General features: G+C 57.1%; 14 protein-coding genes. 6 read left to right on the forward strand and 8 right to left on the reverse strand.

The genetic code is table 11. From position 1 onward, the window contains the following. The coding region (gene dapE / locus ABJH13_RS04720) for a succinyl-diaminopimelate desuccinylase (protein WP_348405065.1) at positions 1-723 on the forward strand (723 nt) is incomplete at its 5' end. 113 nt (positions 724-836) lie between these two features. Next, positions 837-3,092: a ribonuclease R gene (gene rnr, locus ABJH13_RS04725; protein ID WP_348405066.1), complete on the forward strand. Its 2,256-nt coding sequence runs from the start codon at positions 837-839 to the stop codon at positions 3,090-3,092. Here rnr and ABJH13_RS04730 read toward each other — a convergent pair. Continuing rightward, positions 3,089-3,781 carry a glutathione S-transferase family protein gene (locus ABJH13_RS04730; RefSeq protein WP_348405067.1) on the reverse strand — a complete coding sequence of 231 codons (693 nt, stop codon included), beginning with the start codon at positions 3,779-3,781 and terminating at the stop codon, positions 3,089-3,091. The genes rnr and ABJH13_RS04730 overlap by 4 nt on opposite strands. Positions 3,782-3,862: 81 nt before the next feature. Here ABJH13_RS04730 and ABJH13_RS04735 point away from each other — a divergent pair, with 81 nt between their 5' ends. Both ABJH13_RS04735 and ABJH13_RS04740 read left to right on the forward strand, forming a co-directional pair. Continuing rightward, positions 3,863-4,582: a YafY family protein gene (locus tag ABJH13_RS04735; protein ID WP_348405068.1), complete on the forward strand. Its 720-nt coding sequence runs from the start codon at positions 3,863-3,865 to the stop codon at positions 4,580-4,582. 110 nt (positions 4,583-4,692) lie between these two features. Then, positions 4,693-5,985: a lytic murein transglycosylase gene (locus ABJH13_RS04740; RefSeq protein WP_348405069.1), complete on the forward strand. Its 1,293-nt coding sequence runs from the start codon at positions 4,693-4,695 to the stop codon at positions 5,983-5,985. A 45-nt stretch (positions 5,986-6,030) separates the two neighbouring features. Here ABJH13_RS04740 and ABJH13_RS04745 read toward each other — a convergent pair whose 3' ends face one another. From ABJH13_RS04745 to ABJH13_RS04775, 7 genes are all read right to left on the reverse strand, one after another. Then, the gene (locus ABJH13_RS04745) at positions 6,031-7,209 is read right to left on the reverse strand and encodes an ABC transporter permease (RefSeq protein ID WP_348405070.1); all 1,179 of its coding nucleotides are present in this window, start codon (positions 7,207-7,209) and stop codon (positions 6,031-6,033) included. A 2-nt stretch (positions 7,210-7,211) separates the two neighbouring features. Then, on the reverse strand, positions 7,212-8,846 hold the full coding sequence (locus ABJH13_RS04750; RefSeq protein WP_348405071.1) for an ABC transporter permease: 1,635 nt from the start codon (positions 8,844-8,846) through the stop codon (positions 7,212-7,214). Then, complete coding sequence (locus ABJH13_RS04755) at positions 8,847-9,134, reverse strand: DUF1330 domain-containing protein (RefSeq protein ID WP_348405072.1); 288 nt, start codon at positions 9,132-9,134, stop codon at positions 8,847-8,849. A gap of 73 nt (positions 9,135-9,207) precedes the next feature. Next, positions 9,208-10,314, reverse strand: coding sequence for an extracellular solute-binding protein (locus tag ABJH13_RS04760; RefSeq protein WP_348405073.1), 1,107 nt, complete (start codon positions 10,312-10,314; stop codon positions 9,208-9,210). Between the two features lie 119 nt (positions 10,315-10,433). Continuing rightward, positions 10,434-11,534: an ABC transporter ATP-binding protein gene (locus tag ABJH13_RS04765; RefSeq protein WP_348405074.1), complete on the reverse strand. Its 1,101-nt coding sequence runs from the start codon at positions 11,532-11,534 to the stop codon at positions 10,434-10,436. Between the two features lie 238 nt (positions 11,535-11,772). Beyond that, positions 11,773-13,170: an aspartate aminotransferase family protein gene (locus ABJH13_RS04770; RefSeq protein WP_348405075.1), complete on the reverse strand. Its 1,398-nt coding sequence runs from the start codon at positions 13,168-13,170 to the stop codon at positions 11,773-11,775. 66 nt (positions 13,171-13,236) lie between these two features. Next, entirely contained in the window at positions 13,237-13,941 is a 705-nt protein-coding gene (locus ABJH13_RS04775; RefSeq protein WP_348405076.1) for a GntR family transcriptional regulator, read from the reverse strand. Positions 13,942-14,093: 152 nt separating this feature from the next. On the opposite strand from ABJH13_RS04775, the gene ABJH13_RS04780 reads away from it, so the two are divergent. Together ABJH13_RS04780 and ABJH13_RS04785 are read left to right on the forward strand one after the other, a co-directional pair. Next, positions 14,094-15,176, forward strand: a complete 1,083-nt coding sequence (locus ABJH13_RS04780; RefSeq protein ID WP_348405077.1) for a polyamine ABC transporter substrate-binding protein — start codon at positions 14,094-14,096, stop codon at positions 15,174-15,176. An 84-nt stretch (positions 15,177-15,260) separates the two neighbouring features. Then, a complete protein-coding gene (locus ABJH13_RS04785) occupies positions 15,261-16,385 on the forward strand; it encodes an ABC transporter ATP-binding protein (RefSeq protein ID WP_348405078.1) in 1,125 nt (374 codons plus the stop codon).

The following is a 16,385-nucleotide window of genomic DNA, read 5'->3' on the forward strand; positions in this document are numbered from 1 at the left end:
GACGGCACCACCGCGTTGGTGGCGCATATGGAAACGGCGGGCGAAGCGATGGATGTGTGCCTTGTTGGTGAACCCACCTGCCCCGACCGTATGGGCGAAATGATCAAGATCGGGCGGCGCGGGTCGATGTCCGCCTGGATCACCGTGATCGGCAAACAGGGGCATTCCGCCTATCCACATCGGGCGCTGAACCCGCTACCCGCGATGATGCGCCTGATGGACCGTCTGGCCAGCCGCACATTGGACGAGGGCACCGACCATTTTGACCCTTCCACATTAGCGGTGGTCACCGTCGATACCGGCAACCCCGCCACCAATGTGATCCCCGCAGAATGTTCCGCCACGGTCAATATCAGGTTCAACGACACCCACACCGGTGCGTCTCTAAGCGATTGGATCAAAGACGAAATCGCCGGTATCGAGACCGAATTCGGCGTGAAAACCGCATTGAAACTCAAAATCTCGGGCGAGAGCTTTTTGACACCACCCGGCGCGCTGTCAGATCTGGTCGCCAATGCGGTTGAACAGGTCACCGGCATCGCGCCGGTGCTGTCCACCACCGGGGGCACATCTGACGCGCGGTTCGTCAAAAACCACTGTCCCGTGGTGGAATTTGGTCTGGTCGGGCAATCCATGCATCAGGTGGATGAACATGTGCAGGTCGCCCATATCCACGAGCTCAAGACGGTCTATTCCCGTATTCTGGCCGACTATTTCGCGTAAAACGACGCGTCAATGGGCCGGTGACGCATGGTAAAACCCTCTGCCCTGCCGATGTCGGCCCATCAGCGCGATTTGCGCATGACGACACCGGGCGTGCGTGCTACCGACTATTTATGACCCGGATCCCCTCAAAACCCGAAATCCTCGACTGGATCAGCGAAAACCCAACGCTGACGGCCAAACGCGACATCGCCAAAGCCTTTGGCATCAAAGGTGCCGCACGGATTGATCTCAAACGTGTGTTGAAAGAGCTTGAGGCCGAAGGGCATCTGGAAAAACGCAACCGAAGCTATCAAGACCCCGATAGATTGCCCCCGGTCAGCGTGCTGCTGGTGACGGGCCCGGATGCGGATGGCGATCTGTTTGCCAAACCGATGGAATGGCACGGTGATGGTGTCGAACCTGTGGTGCTGGTGGTGACCCGCGCCGCCGACCCGGCGCTGGGGGCTGGTGACCGCATTCTGGCGCGGCTGACCCTCGTCAAAGACGAAGCACATCACTACGAGGCGCGCCTGATCAGGCGTATTGGGACAAACCCGCGCCGTGTGATGGGCGTGTTTCGCAAGACAGCCGAAGGCGGGCGCATCCTGCCCATCGACAAAGGCTCGGACAAGGAATGGATCGTGGCCAGCGATGCAGCCTATGGTGCCAAAGACGGCGAATTGGTCGAGGCCGAACAGGCAGGCCCGAAAGGCCGGATGGGCCTGCCCCGCGCGCGCATTGTCGAACGTCTGGGTGATCCATCTGCGGCCAAAGCGGTGTCCCTGATTGCGATCCACCAACACGGTATCCCAGATAGTTTCCCCGATGACGTCATCGCAGATGCGGATCGCGCGAAACCCGTGGGCCTGAAAGGGCGCGAAGATCTGCGCGATCTGCCGTTGGTCACCATCGACCCGTCTGATGCCCGCGACCATGACGATGCGTGTTATGCCCACGCCGATGACGACCCCGCAAACGCGGGCGGGCATATCGTTTGGGTCGCGATTGCGGATGTCGCGGCCTATGTTACGCCCGGCGGCGCGTTGGACGGCGAGGCCCGCAAGCGCGGCAATTCAACCTATTTCCCCGACCGCGTTGTGCCGATGTTGCCAGACCGTCTGTCGGGCGATTTATGTTCCCTGCATGAAGGCGTGCCGCGCGGTTGCATCGCCGTGCGCATGCAACTGGATACCCAAGGCACCAAACTGTCCCATAGTTTTCACCGCGGGCTGATGCGGTCGCCTGCGTCACTGCATTACGAAGAGGTTCAGCAAGCCATCGACGGCCAGCCAAACGACCGGTGCAGTGCCTTGTTGGAACCGGTGATCAAGCCGCTCTATGCCGCCTATGCCGCGCTGGTCGCTGCACGTGAACGGCGTCAACCGCTGGATCTTGATCTGCCCGAACGCCGGATCGAACTGGACGACGACGGACAGGTCACATCGGTGCATTTCAAAGACCGCCTTGATGCCCACCGCCTGATCGAAGAATTCATGGTATTGGCAAATGTCGCAGCGGCAGAAACCCTGATCGCGAAAAAGGTACCGCTGCTGTTTCGCGTGCACGAAGAACCCACCCCTGAAAAGCTAGACGCCCTGCGCGAAACGGCACAGGCGAGCGGCTTTACCTTGGCCAAAGGGCAGGTGCTGAAAACAGCGCACCTCAATAGGTTGCTAACAGCCGCCGCTGGCACCGACGAGGCCGAGCTGATCAATATATCCACCCTGCGGTCGATGACGCAGGCCTACTATGGCCCGCAAAATCTGGGCCATTTCGGGCTGGCGCTGGGGCGGTATGCGCATTTCACCTCGCCCATTCGTCGCTATGCGGATCTGATAGTGCACCGGGCGCTGATCACGGCGCATGGGTGGGGCACCGACGGGCTGCGACCCGAAGACTACGACGCGCTCGAGGCCACAGGCGAACATATCTCGGATACAGAACGCCGGTCGATGGTGGCCGAACGCGACACCACAGACCGCTATATGGCCGCCTATCTGAGCGAACGCGTCGGCAATGAATTCTCGGGCCGGATCAGTGGTATCGCGCGGTTTGGCGTCTTTGTGAAACTAGACGAAACCGGCGCAGACGGGTTGATCCCTATGCGGTCCATCGGGCGCGAATATTTCCACTATGACGCAGATGAGAACACATTGATGGGCGCGGACACCGGCATGACCATTGCTTTGGGCCAACGCGCAACCGTGCGTCTGGCCGAAGCGGCCCCCGTAACGGGGGGCATCGCACTAGAGCTGCTATCGTTGGACGGCGACGCGATCCCCCAAGGCCGGCAGTCCCCCGCCGGCCGAACACCGCGCCGCAATCGTGTCAAAGCCAAACGCAAAGCCGACAAAACCAAGCGCAAAGTCAAACGCAGCCGCCGTTAATCAAGCAACCCGTCGATGCGCTCAACATACCCCATCAACACCGCGTTTTCCTTGATGCGTTGAGACAAGGCCGACGGGTTTGGCCGGGCCACCGCCGCGCTGATCATGGGCCCGACAGAGGCATCCGCCGCCGTCGGTTTATCGCCAAACAAAAACCGGTTTTGCCACAGTCGCGTGGTCACCGCGTCTAGGTCGGGTTCAATCCGCGCAAGGCGGTCTTGTTCTGACAAACGTCCAAGACCTTGGGTGTGCATCCCTTTCAACACGGTTTTGCGGATACTGTTGGCCACAAAATTTCGCATAATCCACGGTATTGCCTGAAAATATGTATCGCGTAGTACTGGCCACATGGCATCATCGCCCCAGCGATCCAATAGAACGTGAAAGTAAATATGTTCTTCGGCCATACGGATAAACGCCCGTGACGTGGATTTATCTATATCCGACAGCCCCTCGTCAAACTGCGCGCCCTGCGCTTCGAGGTAGCTGCGAATGCTGTCACTGTCCGCGATTAATGTGCCCTCGGTACGAATGACTGGCAGCTTCTGAAACGGCATTTTCCGCGGGTCCAACATATCTTCGCGGCGCCACTGCACGCCCGACAGCTTTAGAAATTGCGCCGCTTTCGTGCAAAACGGACTGCCGGAATATTGGCCAAAGGCGCGCGGATACGTCAGTAAGGTAATCATAGGGTCTGCTCCTGTTAAACTAAGCGCAGGCTAGATCTTGATGCTGTCAGTTTTTGTCAGCACCTGTGATACACTGTCTGTATGAGCCGCACACACCGCCTGTTTCAGATGATGCAAACGTTGCGCCGATTGCCACCGCCCATCACGGCATCGCAATTGGCGGATGAAATGCACATGTCAGCCCGCACGATCTACCGCGATATTGATGCGCTACGCAGTATGGGCGCGGTCATCGATGGTGAGGCCGGTTTTGGATATACCCTGATCGAAGATGCCGCGCTGCCCCCTTTGGGGTTCGAAAACGATGAGCTAGAGGCCTTGGTGCTGGGGCTGCGCGATGTCGCCCTTATTGGCGATCCGGCGTTGGCCAAAGCCGCACGATCTGCATTGGCAAAGATCAAAGCGCGGGTGCCACCGCGCCAGGCACACCGGTTGCAGCATGCGGTTCTGGATGTGCATCGGTTTGCCAGCCTCCCCACGATCACGATCGATGTCGCCGCCCTGCGTCACGCCACGTGGGATGAGGTCAGCGTGACGTTCGACTATCGCGACCGAAACGGCGCCGATACCGCGCGGCAGGTTGATCCACTGGGGTTGGTTTATCTTGATCGCACCAACATGCTGTTGGCGTGGTGCCATTTGCGGCGCGATTTTAGGTCATTCCGGTTAGATCGGATGTCTAACCTGACCTGTACTGACCATAGTTTTCGCCCCCGCCGCGTGCCCATGCTGCGCGAACACTTGAAAATTATCCGCTGTCAGGTCAGCGAAATGACGCAAGATCGCGTGACCTTTGATTGAATTCTTTTGATATGCAGCATTTCGCGCTAGACTGGTGAGAATAATAAAGAGCAGCAGTAGGGCATACCATGCGGTTAAGATCGTTTTGCACAGTTGCTTTGGCAACTGGATTGATAGGTACGAGCGTCGGCGCATTGGGGACATCGCCCTTGTTGCGGCCGGTGCCGCGGCCGGTTGAACAAAGCATCCCACAGGGGGTGACCTTGGCGTCAGCGCCGCGCCCCAAACTCAGGCCCACGCAACCTTTGGCCACGTCGCAGGAGACTGTCACCCAAGTGGCGTCAAATGCCGGGTTACAACGGTGGATTGACGGGTTTGAACGGCGCGCGCGGGCGCAGGGTATTCGCGCATCGATCCTGCAGGCGGCGTTTCGCGGCGTGCAATACGACGCCGACGTGATCCGTCGGGATCGTAACCAATCTGAATTTACCAAGACGATCTGGGAATATCTGGACAGCGCAGCCTCCGACAGCCGGATCGCGAACGGCAAGGCCGCCTTGCGCAAACACCGGCGCACCCTGGATGCTATCGAGGCCCGGTATGGCGTCGAAAAAGAGGTCGTTGCTGCGGTTTGGGGGCTGGAAAGCGCCTATGGCGTACATCGCGGGAAGAACGACATCGTGCAATCGCTGGCGACGTTGGCCTATGATGGGCGGCGGGGGAAGTTCTTTGAAGAACAGCTGATTGCCGCGCTGAAAATCCTGCAAAACGGTGATACCAGCCCGCGCAACATGACCGGTAGCTGGGCTGGAGCGATGGGGCACACCCAATTCATCCCGACGTCCTATTTGGCCTATGCAGTCGATTTCACGGGTGACGGGCGGCGCGATATTTGGGCCGATGATCCCACCGATGCGCTGGCCTCTACCGCCGCGTATCTCAAACGCTTTGGGTGGGTCAAAGGCCAGCCTTGGGGTGTCGAAGTGCAACTGCCCCGTGGGTTTGACTATGCGCAGGCCAGTCGCAAGATCACCAAGACGCCGGCGCAATGGGCCCGGTTGGGCGTGGTCGGCACAAATGGTCGCGCGGTGGCAAACCATGGGAACGCCTCAATTTTACTGCCAGCTGGCGGGCAAGGTGCCGCGTTCATGATCTTTAAGAACTTCAGCGTGATTGAACGATATAACGCCGCCGACGCCTATGTGATTGGCGTTGGGCATCTCAGTGATCGAATCAACGGTGGCCCTGCTATCAAATCCAGCTGGCCGCGTGGCGACCGCGCGCTGACATTCGCGGAACGCAAAGAAATGCAACAACGTTTGACGCGGGCAGGGTTCAACACGCAGGGTGTCGATGGGCGGATCGGGCCAAACACCATTCAAGCCGTGCGCGCCTACCAACGCAACCAAGGGCTGGCACCTGACGGCTATGCGTCGCTGAGCTTGCTCAAACGGTTGCGGTAAAATGCAGCGCCTGATCCACAACTGCGGGTCAGGCCACTTGTACGCTTAGGCGGGCGACATGCCGCGCAGACGTTCGGACCGACGGCGCAGCATTTCCACCACGGTCAGCAATGCGATGGAAACGATCACCAAGATCGTAGCCACCGCCAAAATCGTCGGACTGATCTGTTCGCGCAATCCGGTAAACATCTGCCAAGGAAGGGTTTTTTGCCCTGCCGAACCGACAAACAGCACCACAACGACCTCGTCAAAGCTAGTGATAAAGGCAAACAAACCGCCCGAAATAACACCGGGCAAGATCAACGGCATCTGCACCCGGAAAAAGGTGGTGACGGGCCCTGCCCCCATGTTGGCGGCCGCGCGGGTCAGCGAATTGTCAAACCCCACCAGCGTCGCCGTGACCGTGATAATAACAAACGGAATGCCCAATGCGGCATGCGCCAGAACAACGCCCATATAGGTGCCTTGCAAGCCAATCCGGCTATAGAAAAAGTACATCCCAGCAGCAGAGATGATCAGCGGTACGATCATCGGCGAAATCATGATCGCCATGATCGCCCGGCGGAACGGCACATGGGGTTGGCTAAGCCCGATGGCGGCAAGGGTGCCAAAACTGACCGACAGTAGCGTCGCCATAGGGGCGATTTTCACAGAGTTCGCCAACGCGCCTTGCCAGTCGGAATTGGTAAAGAAATCCTCGTAGTGCTTGAGCGAATAGCCGGCCGGGTCAAACCGCAGCATTTCGGGCGTGAAGGTAAAGAAATCCTGAGCGTTAAAGCTCAACGGCATGACTACGAGGATCGGCGTGATCAGAAACACCAAAATCGCGCCACAAATCACCCGGAATGTATAGTGCCACAGCACTTGGCCGGGGGTCAGATAGGGGGCGACATACGCGCGGTATCGTCCTTCAAAAAGCCAAAAGGAAAACCAGCCGAAAAACCAACCGAACGCCGCGCCAATCACCCCTGCGGCGATCCCACTGAGGGCGAAACCACCCAAGGCCATGAGGATGACCAAGCCCCAGCGACTGGATTTTTCCGCATTCATGATCTGGGTCATACCAAAGGCGATGGCCGCCATGAGAATGGCACCCAGCACGATGCCCAAGACAGAGCTGCCTTGCGCCGTGCCCACCAACAGGCCTGCAAAGGCCCCTGCAGCGGCGACAACGGGCACATAAAACGAAACGGGTGTGCGGGAAATAGGGGTCAGGGCAGCCATGGTTAGCCTCCGAGTTTTACGTTGTCGATGCCAACGATTTTGTCATAGGCCCAATAGAGACCCAGCACGACCGCGAGCAAGATCGCGCCCAATGCAGCCGCAAGTCCCCAGTTCAACGAGCTGGAAATATGATAGGCGATCCGGTTGGAAATGAAGGTGCCTGTCGTACCGCCGACCAATTCTGGCGTGATGTAATAGCCAATCGACAGGATAAAGACGAGGATCGACCCCGCGCCAATACCCGGCACGGACTGCGGGAAATACACCCGCCAGAACGCGGTCCAATTGGTGGCGCCCAAGGATTTCGCCGCGCGCAGATAGCTGGGCGGGATGGTTTTCATCACCGAATAGAGCGGCAAGATCATGAACGGCAGCAAGATATGCGTCATCGCGATGATCGTCCCCGTTTGGTTGTTGATCAGCGCAAGGCGGCTGTCGTCGGCCACCAGCCCCAACCAAACCAACGTGTCGTTGATCACGCCTTGCTGTTGCAACATGACCTTCCAGGCCGATGTACGCACCAACAGCGATGTCCAGAACGGCAACAACACAAGGATCATCAACAGGTTCGCGGTACGCGCGGGTAGGTTTGCCAAGATCCACGCAACCGGGTAGCCCAGCAAAATACAGCTGGTTGTGATCGCCATGGACATGATCAGCGTGCGAATAAATAGCTTGATATAAAGCTGTTCATTCTCGGGCCGCATCTCTGCGCCGTCGTCCGATTTTTTCATATCGACGGCGTTCAGGAAGTAGCCGGATGTAAACGCAGGGCTATAGATTTGGATCGTCTTCCAGACGTCATTGCTGTGCCAGTCTTCGTCGATGTCTTCGAAAACCGCCGTGTAGTCGACTGTCTCGAATGTGGCGGTTGCCCCCATCGCCTCTTGCAGTTCGGCCGCGCCGGGCCCGGTGTACCCAGAGATATCAGGCGTTTGAACCAAATCGTTATACAGTGCCGAATACACCAGCGCCCATGGGTCTTCATCGGCCAGATTATCCTGATCTTCGTTTTGCACGAAATCGGCAAAAATCTGGAAAACAGCGGCGGTTTGCGGCAGCAGTGTCGCGATATCCTCACGCGGTTCAAACGCAGGCTGGGGCGTGTCGGATTTCTCATCCCACGCGGTTTGTGCGGCCAGCCAAGTGTCGCTGCCCATCAGCGCATTCCAGGTTTTGCTGTCTTTCCAGAACGCGTTCAGGTCTTCGAACTGGTCTTGGTAGACCTCGCCCATGTCTTCGACATTGCGCCCCGTTTTGCGAAACAAAGACGACACGCCGGTCAATTCGTAGTTCAACCGCGAGCCCAAGCGCGTGTGCAGTTTGCGTTCTTGCGCCACAAAGACGTCAACATAAAGCGCCTCAAAGACCTCTGGGGGCGGGATATCCGCGCCGTCCCAATCGGCCAATAATTCGGTGGTGCGCGGCAGAGTGTCACCGACGATCTGGTTTTCGACAGACCGGAACAACATGTCCGCGATGGGTGCGATAAACGTCACCAGTATGAAAATCAGCAACGGCGCGATCAACATCAGCGCGCGGATTTTTTGGCGACGCAGCGCCCGGTTCAGACTGGATTTCAGCGTCGTGCCATCTGCGGCCATCATCGGGCCCGATTGCTGTGTCGTATCGGTCATTTAGGTGCCCTCAACGACAATGATCGTGCTTTTGGCAGTGCGGTGGCGAATTTTCATGATCTCTTGGTATTCCGGGTCATTATAGGCGGCTTTCGCAGCCGCGTAGGACGGAAATTCAATGACCACGTGACGTTCAAAACTGTCACCTTCCATCACCTCAGACGAACCGCCCCGTATGATGAAACGCCCGCCTAGACCTTCCAAAACCGGCGTGTCTTTGACCACATATTCCTTATAGGCGTCTGGGTCAGTCACGGTAACATGTCCGATGATGTAGCCTTTAGGCATGGGGGTGTCCTCTTTCCTGCGCATGGGCGGGGCCGTTATAGCCCCACCCGATTTCATATGTGCCTATAAGGGCTTATTGAGCCAACCAAGCTTGGAATTTCGCGTCGATGTCGTCGCGGTAGTCCGCCCAGAAGCTGTAGTTATACAGCAAGGAGCTCTTGGCGTTGGCAGGGTCGGTCGGCATGTGTGGCGCCATTTCGATACCCAGTTCAGCGTGCTTGCCAACAAGCGGTGCAGAGGACGCACGCGCCGGGCCGTAGCTGATGTATTTGGACTGATCCGCCAGACGCTGCGTGTCCGTGGCGTAATAGATGTAGTCCAACGCACGTGCTTGACGCTCTTCGCTCAGACCTGTGGGGATGATCCAGCCGTCCAGGTCAAACACCTGTGCGTCCCAAAGCATCGCAACGGGCTGTTCTTGCTCAACGATGACCGAAAACAGACGTCCGTTGTAGGTGGAGCCCATGACGATCTCGCCGTCCGCCAACAGTTGTGGCGTGTCCGCACCTGCAGACCACCAGATCACGTCGTCTTTGATGGTCGCCAACTTATCAAGCGCCTGCTGCTGGCCCTCATCGGTTTCCAGAACGTCGTAGATGTCGTCTTTGGCAACGCCATCACACAGCAACGCCCATTCCATGTTGAAAATCGGGCGCTTTTCCAACGACCGTTTGCCAGGATACGCGTCGGTATCGAAAACAGCGCAAACCGATGTTGGGGGTGTGTCGCCAACCAGGTCCGTGCGGTAGCCGAATGTCGTGGAATACACGATCTGCGGGATAAAGCAGTCAGACACCAGCAAATCGCCAAAGTCGTCTTTGGCGGATGTGCCATCGGGCGCTGGCGCGAGGTGCTCGTCTGGGTCGATTTCCATCGCCAGACCTTCGTCGCACAGACGGATCGCATCAGCGGCGACGACGTCAACCACGTCCCACGTGACGTTGCCTGCTTCGTTCATCGCGCGCAGCTTGGCCACCGCTTCGGCAGAGGATTCATCGTTGATGATGCTCACGCCGGTGTTTTCCATGTAGGGGTTATGGTAGGCTTGCTGCTGCGAATTAGAGTACGCGCCGCCCCAGCTGACGATCGTCATCTCGGATGCCAGGTGGCCATCAGCAACGGCCATTCCGCCTGCGACTGTGAGCGCGGTGGATGCCAAAAGCGTCTTGGTCAGTTTCATCAATAATCTCCCAATTATCTGCCCGTTGAGGGTTGTGAGACAGGCGGCAACGGGCTTGGGCCGCCTTCTCTGTTGTATCGCGCCCATGGATGGGCACGATGGATCACGCACAAATGCCATCAGGCATCCAATGCGCGACAATCTTGAGGAAGCCATCCGATTTCAAGCTGTTGACCCGGGGTCAGCCGTTCTACGTCGGGGGCATTTCGTGTCTTGATCACGAATTCATCGGTGCCCGCCACGCGCAGCCGCGTGCGGAACATATCACCCATATAGATGAATTCCAGCACCTCCGCCTTGAGCGTGTGCGCGCCGTCACTCAGCCGATCTTTGTTATATTCCACACGTTCGGGCCGAATCGAAACACGGGTCCGTTCACCGGGTTTTGTCACGTTGACGGGCCGGGCTTGAATAAGCTCACCGCCGTCTAGCTCTACCAGTGCCGTGTCACCTTTGATCTCTTTGACCACACCATCGAGCGTGTTGTTTTCGCCAATGAACTGCGCCACAAAACTGTTTTCAGGCGCCTCATAGAGCTGATCCGGCGGCGCCAGCTGCTGGATACGGCCGTCATCAAACACGGCAACACGGTCCGACATGGTCAGCGCTTCGGTCTGGTCGTGGGTCACGTAAACAACCGTGATGCCCAGATCATGGGCCAGTTTGGTGATCTCAAACTGCAGTGTTTCGCGCAGTTGTTTGTCCAGCGCACCCAGGGGCTCGTCCATCAAGACCAATTCGGGTTCGAACACCAAGGCCCGCGCCAGCGCGATCCGCTGCTGTTGCCCCCCGGACAACTGGGTGGGCCGGCGCCCTGCAAAACTGCCCATTTGCACCATGTCCAAAGCCCGCGTAATTTTGGCCTCGCGGTCAGATTTCCCCATCTTGCGAACTTCGAGCGGGAACGACAGGTTTTCGGCGACTGTCATGTGCGGGAACAACGCGTAGTTCTGAAAAACCATGCCGATCCCGCGTTTGTGCGGCGGGATGTTGTTGATCGACACGCCATCAAGGCGAATGTCGCCGTGGGTTGCCGTTTCAAACCCTGCCAGCATCATCAGGCAGGTCGTTTTGCCGGACCCGGATGGCCCCAACATCGTCAGAAATTCACCCTTGGGCATCGCGAGATTCAAATCTTTGACGACGAGGTTCTCGCCATCATAACTTTTCTGCACACGTTCAAATTCAACAAACGCGTCGGCATTACTTAGATCGGCCAAGAGTGGCTCCCCGTGTTTTTCCGGCGGTTTTCCGCACTGATTGGGGTGAATGTAACACCAAGGGGCTGTGCGGGCGCAAGCGCATAACCGGGAATGTATGGTTTCAAGACCAATTCAAGGCGGTTTCACCACCCACTGCGCATATTCTACGCCAAAGTGTCGCTAAATCGTGGTTTTACCGCACGATAGCCTGTCCCGCCCCGCGTGTACGAATCGAGATTTAACGCGCCAGACGCGATTACGGCGCAGATTTGAGCAAATCTTGGGCTTTCAGCACTGCGTAGGTTTCATCAAGCGCAGTGCGCGCCCGCGTCATGAATACATCGATATCGTCGGGCGTGATCACCAATGGCGGCGAAATAATCATTCTATCGCCCACATGCCGCATTACTAGGTTGTTTGCAAAACACCGCTCGCGGCACATGTGACCGACGGTGCCTGTGTCCGCGGCGAATTTGGCGCGGCTGCCCTTGTCAGGCGTCAGCGGCAAAGAGGCCATCATACCGCTGATCGACAAACCACCCACCAGCGGATGTTCGGCCAACTGCTCCAACCCCGCCTTTAGCGCGGGGGCTGCTGTGGTCCTTACGTGATCAATGATCGCATCATCTTGCAGAATGCGCAGGTTTTCCAGCGCAACAGCCGCCGCCACAGGATGCCCTGAATAGGTGTAGCCATGGTTAAATTCCGTGGCGCCGATGACCTCGGCGACCTCATCACACACGATGGAGCCGCCAATCGGCTGGTAGCCAGAACTGAGCCCCTTAGCGATGGTCATGATGTGCGCCCGAATGCCCACCGTTTGACTGCCAAACCAGTTCCCCGTGCGCCCAAACCCGCAGATCACCTCGTCTGCGATCAACAAAATATCATAGGCGTCGCAGATGCGTTGGATTTCAGGCCAGTAGGTTTCGGGCGGGACAATAACGCCCCCCGCACCCTGTATCGGCTCTGCGATAAAGGCCGCGACCTTATCTTCGCCCAGCTCTAATATCTTGGCTTCCAACTCGCGTGCGCGGGCAAGTCCAAAGGCTTCGGGCGTCATATCACCGCCTTCGGCCCACCAATCGGGTTGGCCAATGTGGTGAATGCCGGGGATCGGCATACCACCCTGCGCGTGCATATAGCTCATACCGCCCAAAGACCCCGACCCCATGGATGACCCATGGTACGCGTTCTTGCGGCTGATGATCTGGGTTTTTTCAGGGTGTCCCTTTTCGGCCCAATAGGTGCGCACCATGCGGATATTGGTGTCGTTGGCCTCTGATCCAGACCCCGCAAAAAACACGTGATTCAACCCCTCGGGCGCCAGTTTGGCAACCTCTTGTGCCAACGCAAGCGCGGGCACGTGGGTGGTCATGAAAAACGTGTTGTAATAAGGTAGTTCCATCATTTGTCGGGCGGCAACCTCGGCCATCTCGGGACGCCCGTAGCCAATATTGACGCACCACAACCCGGCCATCCCATCGAGGATCCTGTTCCCTTCGCTGTCCGTCAGATACACGCCGTCGGCGCGCGTAATGACCCGCGCACCCTTTTCGGCAAGCTCGTCGTTGGTGGTGAAAGGGTGCATGTGATGCGCGGCATCAAGCGCCTGCAATTCGGCTGTGGGCATGTGGTTCGTGATCGCAGACATCGTACACCTATGGCTAGAGTTGGGTGGTTTTAGACCGCTTGCAGAATATGATCAAATTATACCATGTCAATCGAATCGCTTAGCCATGGGGCCTTGTTCAAGGGTCGCGCGAATCTGCGCCATACCCTGATGCACATCCTCTGCCATGGCCTGCGCTGCCGCTTCTGCATCCCGTTGCGTTAAGGCGGCCATCAAATCAACGTGTTTATCCGGCAAGTTGAGCGTCCCGTATCGTCCGCACACAACCCGCAATGATGGGGCAAACCGCAGCCACAATCGATCAACCGTCGCGACCAGTATCGGCGCCTGCGCCATGCCGTAGACAGCCGCGTGAAACTGGTAATTGTGCGTCAGGTACCCAACGGTGTCGCCAGTTTCAATGGACAGATTAAGTGCATCGTCATGACACCGCAACGCTGCGAGCCCAGCGTCATCAACATGCCCCACAGCCAACCGTGCGAGCTGTGGTTCCAAGGATTTTCTCATAAAATCAAGCTGGTCTACACAGGCCTCGCTTAGTTTTGGCAAAACAACCCGCCGATTTCCCATCATGCTCAGCGCGCCGTCCGAGATCAGCCTGCGGATCGCTTCGCGGACCGGCGTCATCCCGGCACCCAGTTCATCGACAAGACCCTGGATCGTAACGGCCTGACCGGGCGCGAGATCACCAAACAAAATACGGCACCGCAGCTGATGATAGACGTGTTGATGGGCAGGCGGTTTGGCCTTGACCACATCGCGCTCGGGCGCCGCATTTGTGAGCAACTGCATGATCTGTCTTTCGCTATGGCCGCGGGCATACTGTGATCTCTTGCACAGACTGCCACCGCGTGAAAGCATAGCGCACCTTGCCCACCGAGGCAAAACTTGATCAAATCCACTGAAATCGGGAGAAACCCGATCGATATCAACGGGAGTATGATATGAAAAAACTCATGCTAAGCAGCGCTGCACTGGCGCTTTGCACGACGGCCGCTTTTGCCGATGAAGTCCGCGTTTACAACTGGTCCGATTATATTGACGAAGCACTGCTCGAGAAATTCGAAGCAGAAACCGGCATTGATCTGATCTACGATGTCTTTGACAGCAACGAAGTTTTGGAAACCAAAATGCTGGCCGGTGGGTCAGGTTATGACGTCGTTGTACCGACCGGAACCTTCCTACAACGCCAAATTTCGGCGGGTGCATTCCAAGCGTTGGACAAATCGCAGTTGCCCAACATTGAAAACATGTGGGACACGATCGAAGCCCGCACCGCCCAATATGACCCCGAAAACGCCCATTCCATTAACTATATGTGGGGCACGACCGGAATTGGCGCAAACGTTAACAAAGTTCAGGAACTGTTAGGGGCTGACGCGCCGGTTGGGTCGCTGGACCTTTTGTTCAATCCCGCCAACATGGAAAAGCTGGCCGAATGCGGCGTTCATTTCCTAGACGCACCGGCAGAGATGATCCCCGCCGCGTTGAAATTCCTTGGCGAAGACCCCGACAGCCATGACCCCGACGTGATTGCCAAAGCCGAAGACGTGCTGACGGCAGTCCGCCCATACATTCAGAAATTTCACAGCTCTGAATACATCAATGCGCTGGCAAATGGCGATATTTGCGTGGCGTTTGGCTGGTCCGGCGACATCCTACAGGCCCGTGACCGCGCCGCCGAAGCCGAAAATGGCGTGGAAATCATATTCAATGCACCTTCCGAAGGCGCCTTGATGTGGTTTGACCAAATGGCGATCCCCACCGATGCCCCGAATCCAGAAGCCGCCCATATATTTTTGAACTTCATCATGGATGCGCAAAACATGGCGGACGCATCAAACTACGTCTACTATGCGAACGGAAACGAGGCGTCCAAGCCTTTGCTGGAAGAAGACGTTATCGGAGATCCGGCGATTTACCCAGATGAGGCAACGTTGGAAAACTTATACACAACAACGCCTTATCCGGCCAAAGTGCAACGGGTTGTGACCCGGCTCTGGACCAAAATCAAATCCGGAACCTGACCGTAGAAAACCCAATGGGCGAGGCACACTGCCCCGCCCGTTTTGTTTTTACCTACGACACAGGCGCGCAAAGGACCTCATTCGATGCAAACCGTTTTTGCCCCTTGGGATGATCCGGCTGAGACACCCCTTATCCGATTTCAGAATGTCACCAAACAGTTCGGCGATTTCACGGCGATCGACGACCTGACCCTGGATATTTTTGAAAGAGAGTTCTTTGCGCTGCTTGGCCCGTCAGGGTGTGGCAAGACAACCATGATGCGCATGTTGGCCGGGTTTGAAACGCCGACATCTGGCAGCATCCAACTGGCCGGGCAAGACATCGCGACGGTGCCGCCCAACAAACGCGCCGTGAACATGATGTTTCAGTCCTATGCGCTGTTTCCTCACCTGAGCGTTTACGAAAATATCGCCTTTGGGCTGCGCAGAGATCGTCTGTCCAAAGGCGATATCGACGCACGCGTGGCGGAAATGCTCAAATTGACACGCTTGGAAAAATTCGCGCGCCGAAAACCACATCAAATCTCTGGCGGGCAACGGCAAAGAGTTGCATTGGCCCGCAGTTTGGCGAAAGCGCCCAAACTGTTGTTGCTGGACGAACCGTTGGGTGCGCTGGATGCAAAGCTGCGCCAAGCGACGCAATTTGAGCTGATGGATATTCAGGAAAAAACCGGAACAACCTTCGTGATTGTAACCCACGACCAAGAAGAGGCGATGACCGTGGCCAGCCGCGTTGCCGTTATGGACGAAGGCCAAATCATGCAAGTGGCCACACCTCAACGAATTTACGAGGCCCCAGAAAGTGTTTATGTTGCTGATTTTATTGGGGAAGTGAACATTTTATCTGGCACAACACATGCCCAATCCCAAGATTTGTATGAACTCAGATGGGCAGAAAATCACGCCCCGTTGGTCACCGCATCCGACCGCACCATCGGCGATGGCCAAAAGTGCCATCTCGCCGTACGGCCCGAAAAAATCCACATCAGCGCGGAACAACCCGCAGATGCTGAAAATGCCGTGCAAGGCAAAGTGCTGGACATTGCCTACCTCGGCAATCTGAGCACCTATCATGTGGAATTGGTCGGTGGGCAGGTGATCAAGGCGCAAACTGCAAACACGCGGCGTATTTCCCGCCGCAGTTTTACCTGGGAAGACCCCGTCTGGGTGTCATGGAGCGCCACCGCTGGCGTATTGTTGGATCAATGA

It is taken from the genome of Roseobacter sp. (assembly GCF_039970775.1).
GTDB lineage: Bacteria > Pseudomonadota > Alphaproteobacteria > Rhodobacterales > Rhodobacteraceae > Roseobacter.

Coding starts and splice junctions, on each gene's coding strand:
- rnr (WP_348405066.1), top strand. CDS start 837: ATGACCCGGATCCCCTCAAAACCCGAAATCCTCGACTGGATCAGCGAA.
- ABJH13_RS04730 (WP_348405067.1), bottom strand. CDS start 3,781: ATGATTACCTTACTGACGTATCCGCGCGCCTTTGGCCAATATTCCGGC.
- ABJH13_RS04735 (WP_348405068.1), top strand. CDS start 3,863: ATGAGCCGCACACACCGCCTGTTTCAGATGATGCAAACGTTGCGCCGA.
- ABJH13_RS04745 (WP_348405070.1), bottom strand. CDS start 7,209: ATGGCTGCCCTGACCCCTATTTCCCGCACACCCGTTTCGTTTTATGTG.
- ABJH13_RS04750 (WP_348405071.1), bottom strand. CDS start 8,846: ATGACCGATACGACACAGCAATCGGGCCCGATGATGGCCGCAGATGGC.
- ABJH13_RS04755 (WP_348405072.1), bottom strand. CDS start 9,134: ATGCCTAAAGGCTACATCATCGGACATGTTACCGTGACTGACCCAGAC.
- ABJH13_RS04760 (WP_348405073.1), bottom strand. CDS start 10,314: ATGAAACTGACCAAGACGCTTTTGGCATCCACCGCGCTCACAGTCGCA.
- ABJH13_RS04770 (WP_348405075.1), bottom strand. CDS start 13,170: ATGTCTGCGATCACGAACCACATGCCCACAGCCGAATTGCAGGCGCTT.
- ABJH13_RS04775 (WP_348405076.1), bottom strand. CDS start 13,941: ATGCAGTTGCTCACAAATGCGGCGCCCGAGCGCGATGTGGTCAAGGCC.
- ABJH13_RS04780 (WP_348405077.1), top strand. CDS start 14,094: ATGAAAAAACTCATGCTAAGCAGCGCTGCACTGGCGCTTTGCACGACG.
- ABJH13_RS04785 (WP_348405078.1), top strand. CDS start 15,261: ATGCAAACCGTTTTTGCCCCTTGGGATGATCCGGCTGAGACACCCCTT.